Source organism: Paenibacillus sp. FSL R7-0652, from assembly GCF_038595045.1.
Classification (GTDB): domain Bacteria; phylum Bacillota; class Bacilli; order Paenibacillales; family Paenibacillaceae; genus Paenibacillus.
The window spans coordinates 5,170,640-5,187,392 of sequence record NZ_CP152001.1; the positions used below are offsets into that span (position 1 = coordinate 5,170,640).

Annotated in this window: 15 protein-coding genes, 1 rRNA gene and 1 other annotated feature; all 16 genes read right to left on the reverse strand. The window is 48.4% G+C overall.

What is annotated here, in order from left to right; genetic code table 11:
* Window positions 1-74: 74 nt before the first annotated feature.
* Window positions 75-1,629 (reverse strand): 16S ribosomal RNA (locus MKY97_RS22660).
* Window positions 1,630-2,184: 555 nt separating this feature from the next.
* Window positions 2,185-3,810, reverse strand: coding sequence for a LysM peptidoglycan-binding domain-containing protein (locus MKY97_RS22665; RefSeq protein WP_342552506.1), 1,626 nt, complete (start codon window positions 3,808-3,810; stop codon window positions 2,185-2,187).
* Window positions 3,811-4,010: 200 nt separating this feature from the next.
* Entirely contained in the window at window positions 4,011-4,892 is an 882-nt protein-coding gene (gene ilvE / locus MKY97_RS22670) for a branched-chain-amino-acid transaminase (protein WP_342552507.1), read from the reverse strand.
* Between the two features lie 144 nt (window positions 4,893-5,036).
* Window positions 5,037-5,912: a prephenate dehydratase gene (gene pheA, locus MKY97_RS22675; RefSeq protein WP_342552508.1), complete on the reverse strand. Its 876-nt coding sequence runs from the start codon at window positions 5,910-5,912 to the stop codon at window positions 5,037-5,039.
* On the reverse strand, window positions 5,909-6,877 hold the full coding sequence (gene thrB, locus MKY97_RS22680; RefSeq protein WP_342552509.1) for a homoserine kinase: 969 nt from the start codon (window positions 6,875-6,877) through the stop codon (window positions 5,909-5,911). Before thrB ends, pheA begins: the two co-directional genes overlap by 4 nt.
* Entirely contained in the window at window positions 6,874-7,944 is a 1,071-nt protein-coding gene (gene thrC / locus MKY97_RS22685) for a threonine synthase (protein WP_342552510.1), read from the reverse strand. Before thrC ends, thrB begins: the two co-directional genes overlap by 4 nt.
* A gap of 124 nt (window positions 7,945-8,068) precedes the next feature.
* On the reverse strand, window positions 8,069-9,355 hold the full coding sequence (locus MKY97_RS22690) for a homoserine dehydrogenase (RefSeq protein WP_342552511.1): 1,287 nt from the start codon (window positions 9,353-9,355) through the stop codon (window positions 8,069-8,071).
* A gap of 46 nt (window positions 9,356-9,401) precedes the next feature.
* Complete coding sequence (locus tag MKY97_RS22695) at window positions 9,402-9,839, reverse strand: ACT domain-containing protein (RefSeq protein WP_110898886.1); 438 nt, start codon at window positions 9,837-9,839, stop codon at window positions 9,402-9,404.
* A 214-nt stretch (window positions 9,840-10,053) separates the two neighbouring features.
* Window positions 10,054-11,364 carry a GTPase ObgE gene (gene obgE / locus MKY97_RS22700; RefSeq protein WP_342552512.1) on the reverse strand — a complete coding sequence of 437 codons (1,311 nt, stop codon included), beginning with the start codon at window positions 11,362-11,364 and terminating at the stop codon, window positions 10,054-10,056.
* Window positions 11,365-11,380: 16 nt separating this feature from the next.
* Entirely contained in the window at window positions 11,381-12,118 is a 738-nt protein-coding gene (locus tag MKY97_RS22705) for a Spo0B domain-containing protein (protein WP_342552513.1), read from the reverse strand.
* A gap of 151 nt (window positions 12,119-12,269) precedes the next feature.
* On the reverse strand, window positions 12,270-12,581 hold the full coding sequence (gene rpmA / locus MKY97_RS22710; protein WP_110898889.1) for a 50S ribosomal protein L27: 312 nt from the start codon (window positions 12,579-12,581) through the stop codon (window positions 12,270-12,272).
* 23 nt (window positions 12,582-12,604) lie between these two features.
* Complete coding sequence (locus MKY97_RS22715; RefSeq protein WP_342552514.1) at window positions 12,605-12,934, reverse strand: ribosomal-processing cysteine protease Prp; 330 nt, start codon at window positions 12,932-12,934, stop codon at window positions 12,605-12,607.
* Window positions 12,935-12,947: 13 nt separating this feature from the next.
* Complete coding sequence (gene rplU, locus MKY97_RS22720; protein ID WP_090919085.1) at window positions 12,948-13,259, reverse strand: 50S ribosomal protein L21; 312 nt, start codon at window positions 13,257-13,259, stop codon at window positions 12,948-12,950.
* 14 nt (window positions 13,260-13,273) lie between these two features.
* Window positions 13,274-13,356: a sequence feature (ribosomal protein L21 leader region), on the reverse strand.
* 56 nt (window positions 13,357-13,412) lie between these two features.
* Window positions 13,413-14,663, reverse strand: a complete 1,251-nt coding sequence (locus MKY97_RS22725; RefSeq protein ID WP_342552515.1) for an Rne/Rng family ribonuclease — start codon at window positions 14,661-14,663, stop codon at window positions 13,413-13,415.
* A gap of 159 nt (window positions 14,664-14,822) precedes the next feature.
* Window positions 14,823-15,680, reverse strand: a complete 858-nt coding sequence (locus MKY97_RS22730) for a M50 family metallopeptidase (protein WP_342552516.1) — start codon at window positions 15,678-15,680, stop codon at window positions 14,823-14,825.
* Entirely contained in the window at window positions 15,673-16,602 is a 930-nt protein-coding gene (locus tag MKY97_RS22735; RefSeq protein WP_342552517.1) for a M23 family metallopeptidase, read from the reverse strand. Before MKY97_RS22735 ends, MKY97_RS22730 begins: the two co-directional genes overlap by 8 nt.
* Between the last annotated feature and the right edge of the window lie 151 nt (window positions 16,603-16,753).

A 16,753-nucleotide genomic window follows, 5' to 3' on the forward strand; every position in this document is an offset into this window, starting at 1 on the left:
TGAGCAACGAGTGAGTAGTTTGCAGCTGAGCTGCATATTTGAATGTCTTCGTTGCAGAAGACGATTCTCCATAGAAAGGAGGTGATCCAGCCGCACCTTCCGATACGGCTACCTTGTTACGACTTCACCCCAATCATCTATCCCACCTTCGGCGGCTGGCTCCTTGCGGTTACCCCACCGACTTCGGGTGTTATAAACTCTCGTGGTGTGACGGGCGGTGTGTACAAGACCCGGGAACGTATTCACCGCGGCATGCTGATCCGCGATTACTAGCAATTCCGACTTCATGCAGGCGAGTTGCAGCCTGCAATCCGAACTGAGACCGGCTTTTTAGGATTGGTTCCACCTCGCGGCTTCACTGCCCGTTGTACCGGCCATTGTAGTACGTGTGTAGCCCAGGTCATAAGGGGCATGATGATTTGACGTCATCCCCACCTTCCTCCGGTTTGTCACCGGCAGTCACCTTAGAGTGCCCACCCGAAGTGCTGGCAACTAAGATCAAGGGTTGCGCTCGTTGCGGGACTTAACCCAACATCTCACGACACGAGCTGACGACAACCATGCACCACCTGTCTCAACTTTCCCCGAAGGGCACCTAACGCATCTCTGCCTCGTTAGTTGGATGTCAAGACCTGGTAAGGTTCTTCGCGTTGCTTCGAATTAAACCACATACTCCACTGCTTGTGCGGGTCCCCGTCAATTCCTTTGAGTTTCAGTCTTGCGACCGTACTCCCCAGGCGGAATGCTTAATGTGTTAACTTCGGCACCAAGGGTATCGAAACCCCTAACACCTAGCATTCATCGTTTACGGCGTGGACTACCAGGGTATCTAATCCTGTTTGCTCCCCACGCTTTCGCGCCTCAGCGTCAGTTACAGCCCAGAGAGTCGCCTTCGCCACTGGTGTTCCTCCACATCTCTACGCATTTCACCGCTACACGTGGAATTCCACTCTCCTCTTCTGCACTCAAGTCACGCAGTTTCCAGTGCGATCCGGGGTTGAGCCCCGGGATTAAACACCAGACTTACATGACCGCCTGCGCGCGCTTTACGCCCAATAATTCCGGACAACGCTTGCCCCCTACGTATTACCGCGGCTGCTGGCACGTAGTTAGCCGGGGCTTTCTTCTCAGGTACCGTCACCTTGAGAGCAGTTACTCTCCCAAGCGTTCTTCCCTGGCAACAGAGCTTTACGATCCGAAAACCTTCATCACTCACGCGGCATTGCTCCGTCAGGCTTTCGCCCATTGCGGAAGATTCCCTACTGCTGCCTCCCGTAGGAGTCTGGGCCGTGTCTCAGTCCCAGTGTGGCCGATCACCCTCTCAGGTCGGCTACGCATCGTCGCCTTGGTGAGCCGTTACCTCACCAACTAGCTAATGCGCCGCAGGCCCATCCCCAAGTGACAGATTGCTCCGTCTTTCCAGTTCTCTTCAGGCGAAGAAAACAAGTATTCGGTATTAGCTACCGTTTCCGGTAGTTGTCCCAAGCTTGAGGGCAGGTTGCCTACGTGTTACTCACCCGTCCGCCGCTAACCATCCGAGAAGCAAGCTTCTCTTCAAGTCCGCTCGACTTGCATGTATTAGGCATGCCGCCAGCGTTCGTCCTGAGCCAGGATCAAACTCTCCAATAAAGATGAATTCCGTCAGTGTGGTTAAACGCTGTGAAACTCATCGGGGTATTGAAAAGAGCGATAAGCTCATTTTGAATCTGACGAGATTAAAAATCTCATTTTTGCTTTCGAAATCATACAGTCCGAAGACGTGTACCGATTTCTCAGCGTTGATCTTGCAAGCAAGATCATTACTCACTCGTTGTTCAGTTTTCAAAGATCAAACTTCTTTTTTGTCAGCGCCGTATTTCAGCGGCGACTTAAATAATATATCATACCAGAAAAACAAACGCAAGAGTTTTTTGAAATAAGTTTTAACGATTCGTAAACTTAAAACCTACACCTTACTTTCAAACTGAAATCAGCCTGTAAATCATGATGCATATACATTGTAACATATCTATGAATGGGCTTTCAAACATTATCGGCAATGTTTTTGTTTTTCCGACATATGAATATGTCTTTCGTACAGTTCCTTCCTCGCCAACTATATAAGCGGAATAAACGAAAAAGCCAATCCCTGATTACTGAACTGGCCTTTTCGTCATTGGTGGTGTTTAAAACAATTAAGAATATTTAATGTTGAATCCAGGGGTTACGGCGCTTTTTAGCTGGTTTTCGTGAACTGGATGAAGCTGAGCTTTCTCTGGAAGTTTTACCTGATACAGAAACCTTGGATTTATTTTTTGCAGGAGCTTTATTCGTTCTCCGCTTTGCCGTCCCTGATTTAGTCAGGTTTGATTTAGGTTTCGCTTCAGACTCAGCTCCTGCCTCTTCAAACGATGCCTGACTTAAATTCGCATCCTCCCGTCCTCCCTTTTTACCGCTGCTCGCACCTTGGGAAAGTGGAGGGTACATTTCCCCAAAAGCGCCAAGCGGAGATGGCGGAACCATGTTTTGAGCAGGATACGGATTTTGATAAGCATATTCCATGGGATGATTCGGCATCACCGATGTGGACATTTCAGGCGGCATGCCATTCGGGTGACCATACATGCCCCAGCCCGGTTCCTGGTAACCATACGCTGGATAAGTATATTGAGGAGCAGGTGTATGTGACCCACATCCGCATGGCGGATAAGGAAGCATGGAGTATGGAGAAACAAATGGCGGCTGATGGTTCATCTGTGTATTTGCAGCTGCAAAATGAGGAAAAGGACTATTAACCTGACCAGCCGGTGAGATTGGAAATGAATTATTCATCGTTTCTGGAGATATATTGGGCATAACGTCATTATGATTATACGTTTGTTCTGCAGCGGTCCACGGGCCATTCGGCATATCCCCTACACTATAAGCACCCACATCTTGAATACCAGGGAAGGGAGAATTATTGTTCATTCCCGCCGTATACATATTGTTTTGTTGGGGTGCATATATCTCTTGCGCTGGTACCGGAACCTGCATGTAAGGATGTTCGATCGGAGCATGGAGCATCTTTTGTCCACATCCACATGGCGCCTTAGCAGCTGGGGCAGCATTTACAGCAGGTTCAATGTTAGGCATCATAGGCAGAGGCATCATTTCCGGTGAAAGATCAGGTAGTTGAGATTTCTTGGCTTCCGTTACAGGTTGGACTTGAACCTCAGTTTTCATTTCCTCTTTCTTGTCTGTTTTTTTCTCCGGCTTCATCTCAGGCATCTCGGGAAGCTGCGGCAAAGCCTCCATTTCAGGCATCACATTAGGCTTAACCGGTGCAGGTGGCATAGGAGCCGGAACAGGAACAGGAGTTTCAACAGCAGGAGTTGGAGGAGCCGGGACGATCGGGGCTGTTTCTTCTTTTACCCCCGTATACTCCTTGCCCTCGGGCGACAATTTTTCTTGTGCACCAATATTTCCGATTTCGGTATTCGAGGCTTGATTCCCTTGGGCGTGCATGGAAGGAATGTAGACTGTTTCTCCAACCAGCAGAGCATTCGGATTTTTCAACTGCGGGTTGGCATTAATCATGTCTTTCAAAGGAACACCCCAGGCTTGTGACAGTTTCCATAACGAATCCCCTTGTACAACCTTATGGCTGTGCAGCATGCCCTCTGGCTTTGGTGTTACTGGCTGCGCAGGGATTTTGACTTTCATACCAATATCCAGCTTGTCGGGGTCTGCAATCTGCGGATTGGCCGCAATTAATTTGTCCAGCGCTACATTGTATTTTTGAGACAGCAGATATAAGGTGTCGCCTTTTTTTACCATGTGTATTTTCACAGGGAACTAACCTCCTAGACGTCATACTTGGGCAGTACATTCGCCCATACCGTTACTACATCCTATGCAGCAACCGGGCTAATGACATCATTTGAACAAAAAAAATCCTCCCGTCTTCTAAAATTCCACATACACGAGGCATGCAGCATTTTATCGGACAAGGAGAATTCCTGTTATTTATTCAGTTAAACGTAAACTGTCTATTCCCACACCTTGTAACCGTCTTTGTCGACAATCTGACGGAAAGCTTCAAGCAATTGCAAAGTAACTGGGCCTGCTGTACCAGAACCAATCGTTCTGCCATCCACTTCACAAGCCGCAATAACTTCCGCAGCCGTTCCTGTGAAGAATACTTCGTCAGCAATGTACACATCATGAAGGGTGAAAGGCACTTCTTTTAACTCAATACCCAACTCCCCGCACAGATCAATAATCGCTTGACGGGTGATGCCTTCGAGTGCTCCAAGGTAACAAGGAGGAGTATACACTACACCGTTTTTGATAATGAAAATGTTATCGCTTGAACCCTCGGTTACGTAGCCTTGTGAGTTCAGCATAATGGCCTCACCTGCACCCGAATAGTTCGACTGCAATTTGACAAGGATGTTGTTCAGATAGTTGAGGGATTTGATCTTCGGATTCAGCGCATCCGGGATGTTGCGGCGCTGTGATACGGAAACGGCCTTCAATCCAATAAGATAAGCTTCTTCTGGATAGATCGCCAGCTGTTCCACAATAATGATCACGGAAGCTTTAGGGCAGCGGGTCGGGTCAAGACCCAGATTGCCGGGTCCGCGTGAAACGATCAGACGAATATAACCATTACGCATATCGTTGCGGCGCACCGTTTCAGCCATCACTTCAAGCATCTCATCGTAAGACAGCGGAATGTTCAAACTGATGGATTTTGCCGAATCATACAAGCGATCCAAGTGTGCCTTGCATCTGAAAATATTGCCATTGTAAATCCGAATACCTTCGAAGATCCCATCTCCGTACAAAAAACCATGGTCATACACCGAAACTTTTGCATTCTCCTTGGTTACATACTGACCATCCAAATAGATCCATTGTTCTGCCACGACTACCTGCACCTCCATTAAATATGCATTTCCCATATTTCCGAAACATAATAACTTGTCCATCTTACATCAAAAATAACGGAAAAACTCTCTTATTTCGCACAGACGCTGATGACTTCTTTACATTATCCAACCACTATCCGGTTATTTCCGTGAAGGGTATGTATAACATGGATAACTGCCAAGAACACGCACCTGACAATTCAACGCCTCGATTTCGGCCATGGCTGCCGTGAGCAGTACGGAATCAACCGTTTCAATGACATCAATGTAAAAATAGTAGCTGCCTAATCGTTTTTTCGTTGGACGAGATTCAAGACGGGTCAAGTTCAGCTTTCTCCACGCAAAAGCGGAGAGCACTTGATGAAGCGCACCCGGTGCATCCTCAGGCAGCGTTACAAGCAGACTGGTCTTCACATGATCAGGTTCACGCGGAATGCTGACGGGTTCATGGCCAATGAGTACAAAACGGGTGTAGTTATTGTCATGATCCGTTACCCGTTCAGCCATGATATCAAGACCATGCTTTTGAGCTGCAAGCTTTGTACCGATTGCCACCCAACCTTTGCCCGGATTTCTCTTCACAATCTCCACTGCTTCAGCGGTGCTGTTCACACCTTCGAGGTCTGCATCAGGTGAATGCTGCCGAATAAAATTCTGACACTGGGGGATTGCCACAGGATGGGACATGATCTTGGTGATTTTACCAAAATCATATGTGCCATCCTCCGTGACGAATTCATTTCCATGTCCAATGATATTCTGAATGGAGGGATATACCCACTCTGCCTGCATCGGGATATCCACTTCATTAACAAGCCAGTCCATATGCAGGCTAACGGAGCCTTCAATCGTATTTTCAAACGGAATCACGCTGTACTGTACACTCCCGCTATCAACAGCACGAAAAATGTCGGAAATGAGTTTGGAATGCTGCAAATCGAGTGCTTCTCCATTAAAAAGGAAATCGATCGCCTCGTGTGAAACCGATCCCTCAGGCAATACTGCAATTCGTTTCATGCGTTAACTTCCCCTTTGATTCTGTCCAAAAAAGGACGTTCATCTTGATCCGGCAGTATAACAGTGCCGTCCAGATCCGGGTCCAGCCACAAAGCAGAGGCAGTAATCCCCTCCTGCTTCATAACCCCCATTAAGTATTGCTCCAGCTCTGACTTCCGGGTATCATGACGATCCACCAATGCAAGAACCGTTGGCCCCGCCCCACTTAGTGCAGCCCCCAATGCGCCATGTTCGGCAGCCTGCTCCAGAATCTGCGTCATGCCGGGTACCAGTGATGCACGATATGGCTGATGGATCCGATCCGACATCGCCTTTTGAATCATATCGAGCCGCCCACTGGCTAATGCAGCGACAAGCAATGATGAACGACTCACGTTGTGCACAACATCGGACTTACCAAACTGCTTGGGAACAACATCTCTTGCTTTTGAAGTGGACAGCTGGAAGTCCGGCACAATGACCAAAGCTTGCAAATCCTGATGAGGTTCAATACGAATATAGTCGACATCCTGCCCGTCCCAAGCTGCAGTAATGATTCCTCCGCACAACGATGCCCCGACATTGTCGGGATGTTTCTCCAGCGCAGTGGCCATATCCAGCAGTTTATCATTCGATAACGGGCTGCCAATCAATGCATTGGCACCGGCAAGTGCAGCAACAATTGCCGATGCACTGCTTCCAAGTCCCCGAGTGAGGGGGATGTCGGAATACATCGAAATTTCAAGCTCAGGCACAGACACCCCTGCTTCATCAAATACCATCTGCGCGACTTCATAGATCAGATTGGATTTATCCACAGGCAGACCCGTCAGATGTTCTCCGTATAGATGAAGTACCGTCTGTGCTGCCGGTTTGATCTCAAGCCAGGCATATAAAGACAAGGCCATGCCCAGGGTATCAAACCCTGGACCGAGATTGGCTGTGCTTGCCGGGACTTTTACGGTTACTTTTTCACGCAAGCTCATACAGACTGCTGCTCCAGTTGGGCAATAGCTGCCATAACCGCTTCTTCCGTATCTTCAACAACCAGCGGCTCCACGGCTGCCGTCTGAATGGCCACATTCGGGTCTTTCAGCCCGTTACCCGTTAACACACATACAACGGTTTCCCCGCCTTTGAAGTAGCCTTCACTATGCAGTTTGTACACACCAGCCACCGATGCAGCAGAAGCAGGTTCAGCAAACACCCCTTCACGCGCTGCAATAGTGCGGTAAGCTGCCAAAATTTCTTCATCTGTAACATAGTTGATCTGTCCGCCAGACTCCTCGGCTGCAGCCACTGCTGTTTTCCAGCTGGCAGGGTTACCGATTCGAATCGCTGTAGCTACAGTTTCCGGCTCAAGAATAGGCTCTCCTTTTACGATAGCCATAGCGCCTTCTGCCTCAAAGCCGACCATGCGCGGCAATGTGCTTGATTTCCCTGCCTCTTTATACTCTTTAAAGCCTTTCCAGTATGCCGAGATATTACCCGCGTTACCAACGGGGATAGCAAGAACGTCAGGCGCTTCACCCAACTGCTCAACCACTTCAAAAGCAGCTGTTTTCTGCCCCTCAATCCGGTACGGGTTGACAGAGTTCACAAGTGTAATGGGGTGTTTAGCCGTAATTTCACGTACAATCTCAAGCGCACGGTCGAAGTTACCATTGATTGCGATAACTTTGGCACCGTAGATCATCGCTTGAGCCAGTTTACCCAAAGCAATATTATTATTCGGAATCAGCACGATACAATTAAGCCCACCGCGTGCGGCATAGGCTGCAGCAGCTGCGGATGTATTCCCAGTAGATGCACACATAATCGTACGACTGCCCTCTTCTATTGCCTTAGCAACAGCCATCACCATTCCGCGATCCTTAAATGAGCCTGTAGGATTCAAACCTTCATATTTGAAATACAGATTTAAACCGAGTTCTTTCGATAGATTCTCTGCATGAATCAGCGGTGTATTACCTTCCTGCAGTGTAAGCCGAGGGGTATTCTCATTCACGGGCAGGTGCTCTTTGTACGTTTGCAATAGTCCTTGATATCTCATTGTGGGTAAACTCCTTTATGATGAATTAATCAAAATGATTGAATGATTAGTGATCAATAAAAATTCATAATGTGAACCTGTGCTTCTGTTGATTTGTTCTTCATTAACAGCTGTTCTTTAAAAACTATCCCTCAACGCGGTAAACACTCTTGATCCGGCGAATCACATTTAGGGACTCAAAATGTCTGAGCACCTTATCCATACTCGCTTTGCTTGCGTTATGCGTGACAATAATGATCTCGGCATCCGGATTATGCTCATTTGGCTGCTGCACGACCGAGGCCAAACTGACTTCATACTCCGCAAAAATCTGCGTAATCTGTGCCAATACACCCGCTTTGTCGTCCACGTGCAGTAAAATAAAGTTTTTCGAGAAGATCTGCTCGTCACTTTGCAGCCTCTTCTGCTTATAAGGCACTATTGCCTTCAATCCATTTACGCCAAGCTTGAGGTTTTTGGTTACGGCGACAATATCCGCGACGACAGAAGTGGCTGTCGGCAGTTCACCCGCACCTGCACCGTAAAACATCGTCTCCCCTACCGCCTCACCATGCACATAAACTGCGTTGAACACACCATTTACCGATGCAATCGGATGATTCTGTCGAACCATCGTAGGCTGCACACTAATCGTAATTTCATCATCGATGCGATCTGCGATTCCAAGCAGCTTCAGCTCATATCCCAGTCTTTTGGCGTACGCGATATCCTCACGTGTGACCGAAGAGATTCCTTTTACAGTAACATCCTTCAGCTCCACATTCGTACGGAAACCGAGGGTGCCCAAGATTGCCATTTTACGAGCAGCATCGAGTCCTTCCACATCCGAGGTCGGGTCTGTTTCCGCGTACCCTAAAGCCTGTGCTTCCGCTAGCACCTCTTCATAGGATGCTCCTTCCTGGCTCATTTTCGTAAGTATATAATTCGTCGTGCCGTTCACAATACCCATAATCCGGGTGATCCGGTCAGAAGAGAAACCTTCGATCAGTGTACGGATAATCGGGATGCCGCCAGCCACACTCGCTTCATAGAACACGTCACACTGCTTCTCCTGTGCCTTTGCCAGAATCTCCGAACCATGCAGTGCCATAAGGTCTTTGTTCGCTGTTACGATATGTTTCCCACGTTCCAGCGCTTCAAGGATATATTCTTTTGTCTGATCGATGCCGCCCATCACTTCGACGATCACATCAATGTCCGGATGGCGAATGACATCCCAAGGGTTCTCTGTCAGCTTCGCCCGGTCTATGGGGATGACACGATCCTTCTCTGTGTTCTTCACAGCGATTTTCTCGATGATAATCGGCGACCCAACCTGACTGCTCAGATCTTCCTGATTCCCTTCCACAATTCGGACAACGCCCGTTCCAACCGTGCCCAGGCCTAACAATCCGACTTTTACCGGTTTCACTAACGACCTACCCCCTATTGTCTGCTCCTGTATTCTCAAAGCCCGATTAACCTTGGCCTACGATCCTTGTGCGCTTCACCCCGGGCATATCCTGCATTCGGTCCAGCATTTCTCCAATCTCTCCATGCAGATGCGTCGTTTCCACGGAAATAACAACATTGGCTCTTCCCTGAAGCGGAATACTCTGATTAATTGTAAGTACGTTGGCCCCGTAACCTGCGAAATGCCCGAGTACACGAGACAAAATTCCTGACTGATGCTCCAGATCAATCGAGATCGTTACGATTCGCTCGCGCTCCAACTGATTGATGAGATGGATTCCATCTTTGTACTTGTAAAAGGCACTCCGGCTTAATCCGACCTGCTCGACAGCCTCATGCACTGTTTTGACATCACCAGAAGCAAGCAGTTCTTTCACCTGCATTGTTTTTACCACAGCCTCGGGCAAAATATCTTCCCGTACTAAGTAATAGCGTTCATTCACAGAACGTCCTCTCCTCAAAGACTCATGTATTCATATAGTGGACATTATATAGGATGATTCACAAAAGGGCAATACGTGACATGTCTATTTTTCTAAAAAACTATTTCTCACAGTATACAGGCTTATGCCCCTCCCATGTCAGAAAAACAAAAAAAACGCAGCGTCACGGGTAACTTCCCGCTTCACTGCGTCCTTGTTTGTGAGAAACAGCGGCTTAATAGTAACTGCTGCTTTCCACGAATTCAAACTCGAAATCGCCAATCCGTACAATGGTGCCTTCCACGGCGCCGCGTTTACGAAGCTCATCATCTACACCCATGTAACGAAGTGTACGTGCCAGCTTCAGAATCGCTTCGTGTGAATTCAACTGCATCCGTTTCATCATACGATCAATCTTGGCACTTTCCACAATAAACGTATCGTTCTCACGCACAATGCGGAAACCTTCGTCCTCTTTTTTCTCCAAGCTGTATACTTTACGCTCGGAGAGCTCAGCCACTTCTTCTACTTCAGGTTCATCCGGAATCTGATCCAGCAGATCAGCCGCACGGTACAGCAGTTCCTGAATACCTTGACGCGTCAGAGAGGAAATAGGCATCACTTCAATATCCGATTTCACTTCGCGAACCTGCTGCAAAAATTGCTCCAGATTGGCTTCGGAATCCGGCATATCCATTTTGTTCGCTGCCACAACCTGCGGTCTCTCGGCGAGCACCGGATTGTACAGTCTCAGCTCATCATTGATCTTCTGCCAGTCTTCAAAAGGATCACGACCCTCGGAACCAGACATATCCACAACATGAATAATTACCCTTGTCCGCTCAACATGCCGCAGGAACTCATGGCCCAGTCCGACACCCTCATGTGCCCCTTCAATCAGACCTGGCAAATCCGCCATGACAAAGCTGCGGCCTTCACCTACATCCACGACACCCAGGTTAGGCGTGATGGTTGTAAAGTGATACGCTCCTATCTTAGGCTTCGCTGCCGAAACAACGGACAACAAGGTGGATTTTCCGACACTCGGGAAACCGACCAGCCCTACATCCGCCATGACTTTAAGCTCAAGCACAATGTAACGCTCTTCGCCTTCTTCACCATTCTCGGCAAGCTCAGGTGCAGGGTTTCTCGGCGTTGCAAATCGAATGTTTCCCCGACCGCCCCGGCCGCCTTTGGCAACGACAACCTGCTGACCATGACGTGTCAGATCGGCCAGAACCTCTCCGCTGTCCTCATCGATAATCACCGTACCTGGCGGGATGCGCACAATCATATTCTCCGCATTTGCACCATGCTGGCTTTTGTTACGTCCTTTTTCCCCGCGCGGGGCTTTGAAGTGACGCTGATAGCGAAAGTCCATCAATGTCCGCAGACCTTCATCTACCCGAAAAATAATATCGGCACCCCGGCCGCCATCCCCGCCTGCAGGTCCGCCTTCCGGTACATACTTCTCCCGACGGAATGAAACGATACCGTCCCCGCCATCTCCTGCTTTTACGTAAATCTTCGCTTTATCAACAAACATTAGTTACCCCTTCTTCCTATATTCCACAAGGCATTCTGAATTGTATAAACGTATCCCCAGACGGAAGCTGCTCCGTTCTGACTTTTTTACCTTTGAGTACGGCTGTTAGCTGCCGCAGCGTTTCCGGATCGGGGGTTTGATCACCGTCCAGCCGGACGACCACATCTCCATGATCCTGTCCGAAGTTCAAGGTCAGTTTGCGAACCTCTCCCCAAGACGACCGGCCGCCGCCATATTGATAGGCCCGGATTGCATCCGCAATCGCCCCCGTAAGCGACTCGCCATCCTCGGGAGAGACCAGAGCACTGAGCTGCAGTTCTTCCTCCACTTCCACATGCAATTCCAGCGCTGCTCCACTGGCCCGGAAAGACTGCAAATAAAATACGAGGGAAGGGATGCCTAATTTGGATATCCGGCTTTCTTCCGTAACCCGCTCTTTTATTCTTTCCACACACTGCAGGGATTTATCAAGTTTGCCCAGTCTGAGATATCCATATAACACCTGAAGGTCGTTCATCCAGTCATGCCGATGATGATTTAATGAAGCTATTGCGGTTTTTTCCATGGATTGTATGATGGTTTTGCGTTCCGCTTCCGCCTGCCTTTTCAGCGCATATACAGAAATGGACATCGCCGCAACGGACCACAATGCGCACACGACGCTCGCGAAGGGCGCCGGATACAGCACAACGAAAACCAAAGGAATCACAAGTGAACATGCCGCAATCCACGGCACTCTTTTCCAGGATCTCATGGCTTCTCCCCGTTCTAACAAAACTCGGTTGGTTTAGACCCACCGTAACCAAGTATAACATGTCTTTTCTGCCAGTTCATTATCGAATAGTCGTTCAATGCAAAAAACCTCCGGCAAAAATGCCGAAGGCTCCTTAGGCGGAATGCCGGTATTAAGCTTCTACTGCCGCTGCTACTGGAGCAACGTCAACAGGGTAGATGCTTACTTTTTTGCGATCGCGACCCCAACGTTCGAATTTAACAACGCCGTCGATTTTCGCGAACAAAGTGTCATCTTTACCGATACCCACGTTTGTTCCTGGGTGAATTTTCGTTCCGCGTTGGCGAACGAGAATGCTGCCACCAGTTACAGTTTGGCCATCTGCACGTTTAACACCCAGACGTTGTGCATTACTGTCACGTCCGTTCTTCGTGGAACCTACACCTTTTTTCGATGCGAACAACTGAAGATTTAATTTCAACATGATTGGTTTTCCTCCTTCTTTGCTTATTGGTGCTGCTGTATTTGAATATACTTCCCGTATGACTCTTCAATATTAGAGAGCATAACTACCATGGATTCGAGCAACAACTGTACCTGAGAAAAGTTTTCCCCTTTTGTCAGCATTGGCAAAGAACCACTCAGAAAGCCATTCTTCATCTTGGCATCCATCTCGACACCAGTCAATGCTTCAATCGAGTTCACTGTACCTACTGTTACAGCAGATACCCCGGCACATACGATATCTTCTCCCCGCTTGGCAAAATTGGCATGCCCTTCGATGGAAAAACGTTCGATGTTCCCGTCCTCATCACGAAAGATTTGAACGATAATCACTTATCGCACCTTCTTACGCTTTGATTTTTTCGATAGTTACTTTAGTGTACGGTTGACGGTGACCTTGCTTCACATGGTAGTTCTTTTTAGGTTTGTATTTGTATACAACAACCTTTTGACCTTTGCCATGTTTCTCCACTTTAGCCGTTACAGTAGCTCCGGAAACCAATGGTGTACCTGCTGTCAAACCTTGATCGTTAGATACAGCCAGGACACGGTCGAACGTTACGCTTTCGCCGTCGTTCGCATTCAATTTCTCGATGAACAGAACATCGCCCTCTTGGACTTTGTACTGTTTGCCGCCTGTTTCAATAATTGCGTACATTTGCCTTGCACCTCCTCATGTCTCAGACTCGCCCGTACTCAGGTGGCACTCCTTGCGGAACTGCGCTTATACCTAGCCAGTGCGGTTACAGCATGTGCAAGACCAATAGGCTAAACACATACTTGACGATTATATCACGCTGTACAGCAAAAATCAATGCAAAGGTGAAATATATCTTTTGCCCGTTCCGTGACAGGAAGAACAAGCCTCTACATAGGGCAGTGTGCTCTCTTCTCTCACCTTTTTACGAGTCAGCTCAAGCAATCCCAGCTTGGTCCATCCCAAAACAAAAGCTTTAGTCCGGTCCTTACGCAGCTCCTGCTCCAGCGCCGCTGCGACTTCGTATCGATTCTGTGCCTCTTCCATATCAATGAAATCCACGATAATCATGCCGCCGATGTCCCGGAGCCGCATCAGCCTCGCAATCTCTACTGCGGCCTGCATGTTGGTTTCGGTTACCGTTTCCTCCAGGCTGTCCCCGCCAGCCCCTATATATTTGCCTGTATTCACATCGATTACCGTTAATGCTTCGGTATGATCAATGACGATATATCCACCTCCAGGCAGCCATACTTTGCGGGCAAAATCTTTGTTCAGCTGCTCCTGTACGCCGTATGCATCAAAGATAGATTCTGTTCCCGAATACACATGAACACGGGGCTCGTGTCCAGGACAGATCTCTTCAAGGAGTGCCCGGATTACCCCGGCCTGTCCTTCGCTATCGGTAATTACCTCGTCACTGCCAGGAGTATACACATCTCTGATGACTCGCTGAATCATGCTGTGATCCCGGTGCAGCAGGCTCGGAGAAGGCAAATTGTTTGCTTTTTCTCGGATCAGAAGCCACTGTGAACGTAACGTCTCCAAATCAATCTGAATCGCCTCATACTGTTCCTCAGCAGATACAGTACGTATAATCAGCCCTTCTTCATGCCGGCGCAGCTGCTCTCCCATCGCTTTGAGACGGGACCGATCTCCCTCCCGGGCAATTCTTTTGGAGACAGCCACGTAACCCGCTTCAGGCATATAGACAAGCCAGCGGCCCGGAAGTGAATAGTGCGTAGTCACCCGGGCTCCTTTGCTTCCTACTGGTTCCTTCAGAACTTGTACAATCAATTCCTGACCCGGACGCAGCAGCTCCGAGATGGAAGGTTTTACTTTGGGCTGTTTCTCCAGATGAGGATGAAGCACATCATCCACATACAGAAAAGCATTTTTTTTCTGACCGATATCCACAAAGGCAGCCTGCATACCCGGTAACACGTTAACTACCCGTCCCTTGAAAAAAGAACCCAGCAGACCGCGCTCTCGTGTACGCTCTGCCGTGAATTCCACAGCTTTGCCTTCTTCCAGAAGCGCCATTTGCATGAGGTTAGGTTCATTATGTACAATCATTTGTTTCATGGCTTCACCTCTAGAAGACACTTCAATTCATCCACATCCATTTCGTAATATATACAAGTCGAACTAAAATTGATTTATACAGGCACTTCGATGACAGAATGCATTGATTATCTTAATTGTATTTACCCCGTTCAAGAACAGATCCATCAGCAGACATCATCATTTATCCGCATTTTGTTGAAAATAGGAACCGATCACGCGCTGCTCTGGCAGCACTGCCATGATATGTCCCTGTTTATTCATAACGTATACCATATGGTACCTTTCTCTTTTTAATAGACGCAAAATAGTGTCCAAAGGTTTCGCCGGGAACGAGATTATTGGCTGGGCCAAACTGCCTGCAGCCGCATGCCGGACGAAAACAGCTTCACGGTTCATCAGGAAACGGATAAAGCGATAAGGCACATTTCGATAATCGGTAAAGTTGGAGTAAAACAAAAAAAGACCAATTAACAAAAGGTTTAAAGGAAGTCCGTAATTCCCCGAGATCCACTGGATGACTGCAGCCAAAATAACCCCTGCGCTGCACAGGATACTGATGCGGTAAGTCCACATAAGTGTGGTATAGTATGGGGCCCACAGGCTGACCAGTGCTTGGACGATTTTACCGCCATCCAGTGGTAAAACAGGCAGCAGATTAAACAGAGCAATGAGCATATTCGCCTGAATGATATAATCCAGAAACACCGGATCACCCAACTGGAAATGACGCAGCAGCAGCACAACGCCAACCATCAGCAGGTTCTGGAGCGGCCCAGCCAAGGCAATAACGATCTCGCGATAAGCTGTCAGTTTCCCCCCATCTTCAATAACCGCCACGCCTCCAAAAGGAAGCATCTGTATCGATAACACACGGCAGCCCAGAAGGGCTGCCGCAGCAGCATGTCCGCATTCATGAATAAAAACGATCGCAAAGAGTGTAATCAGTTCAATAAAATGTCCAGTCAGCAGGGATGTCATCATGATAATCACAAAAAAAGGGTGAAGCGAGAGGCGCACCCCCCATACCCTAATCAAGGGCGACGACTTCCGCAGGGTCCACGTACTCTTCTCCTTCTTTTATCGCAAAATAGAGCGCAGCCGGCTGTTCACTGCTCCCTGCTTTCATACTTCCTACAGCACTGCCTGCTTCAACCCAATCATTGACCTGGACGTCACTCGCATTCATTCGGCCGTAAATGGCTTTCACCTTGCCGGTATGCTGGATCACAACGGTATAGCCGCTGGATGCATCTCCAAGAACCTCAAGTACGCGTCCAGCGCCAGAGCTTACCACCTGCACAAGTCCTCCTGCTCGCACGCCATCGGGAACAATCTCGATTCCTTTCAAACTAAGTGCAAACGGTTGAACCACCGTTCCTGAGACCGGCTTACTTAGAAGCTGCCGAACGCCAGCACCGTTCACGGCATCAGTGGTATGTCCAAGCACAGGCAGAAAGGAGGGCGTACCGCCAAAATTCCGTTCATACCAAGCGGCAGCCGCTGCAAAATCCATATCGTTATGAAGTGCATCGGCAATGACGGTTTTAGGAGGTATGGTCCATGATGCGTTTAGCTGGAACAGTCCCCACACTCCTGCAAATAAAACGGCACTAACAATGGTCCGCCGCAGCAGTGATCGGATTAGCTTAAACCCGGGACGCCCTGAGGGTCCGATATGTCCATTCTCTTTTTTCCACAGCCATTCCGGGTCTCTTTCCTGTGTTTCCTCTACAAAAACAAACGGCTTCTGCCGGATCGATTCATCCTGTTCACTTCTTCTTTCCTTGTCCGTACTTCGCTCTTCACTACGATCTGTGCTTCTCCCTCTGTCTCTTTCCCGTTCTCTGTCCCATTGAAAAACAGGCTTCTGTTCCTGAAATACTTCATGCACTGCACCATCCATCAGCCGTCGAATTCGCTCTTCTCTTCTCTGTTTGATTCTCAGTTTCGTATTCATCAAATGTCCTCCCGCCGAGGCTTGTTTACTACATCCTATGAAACAATAGAGGGAATTATGAACAAGCCCATATACAGAACCTTAAATAAACTCAAAGCTTGAACAAGAGCAAGGTAGGGGGCTTAATATGATGTATAACGTGCGGCTGTTA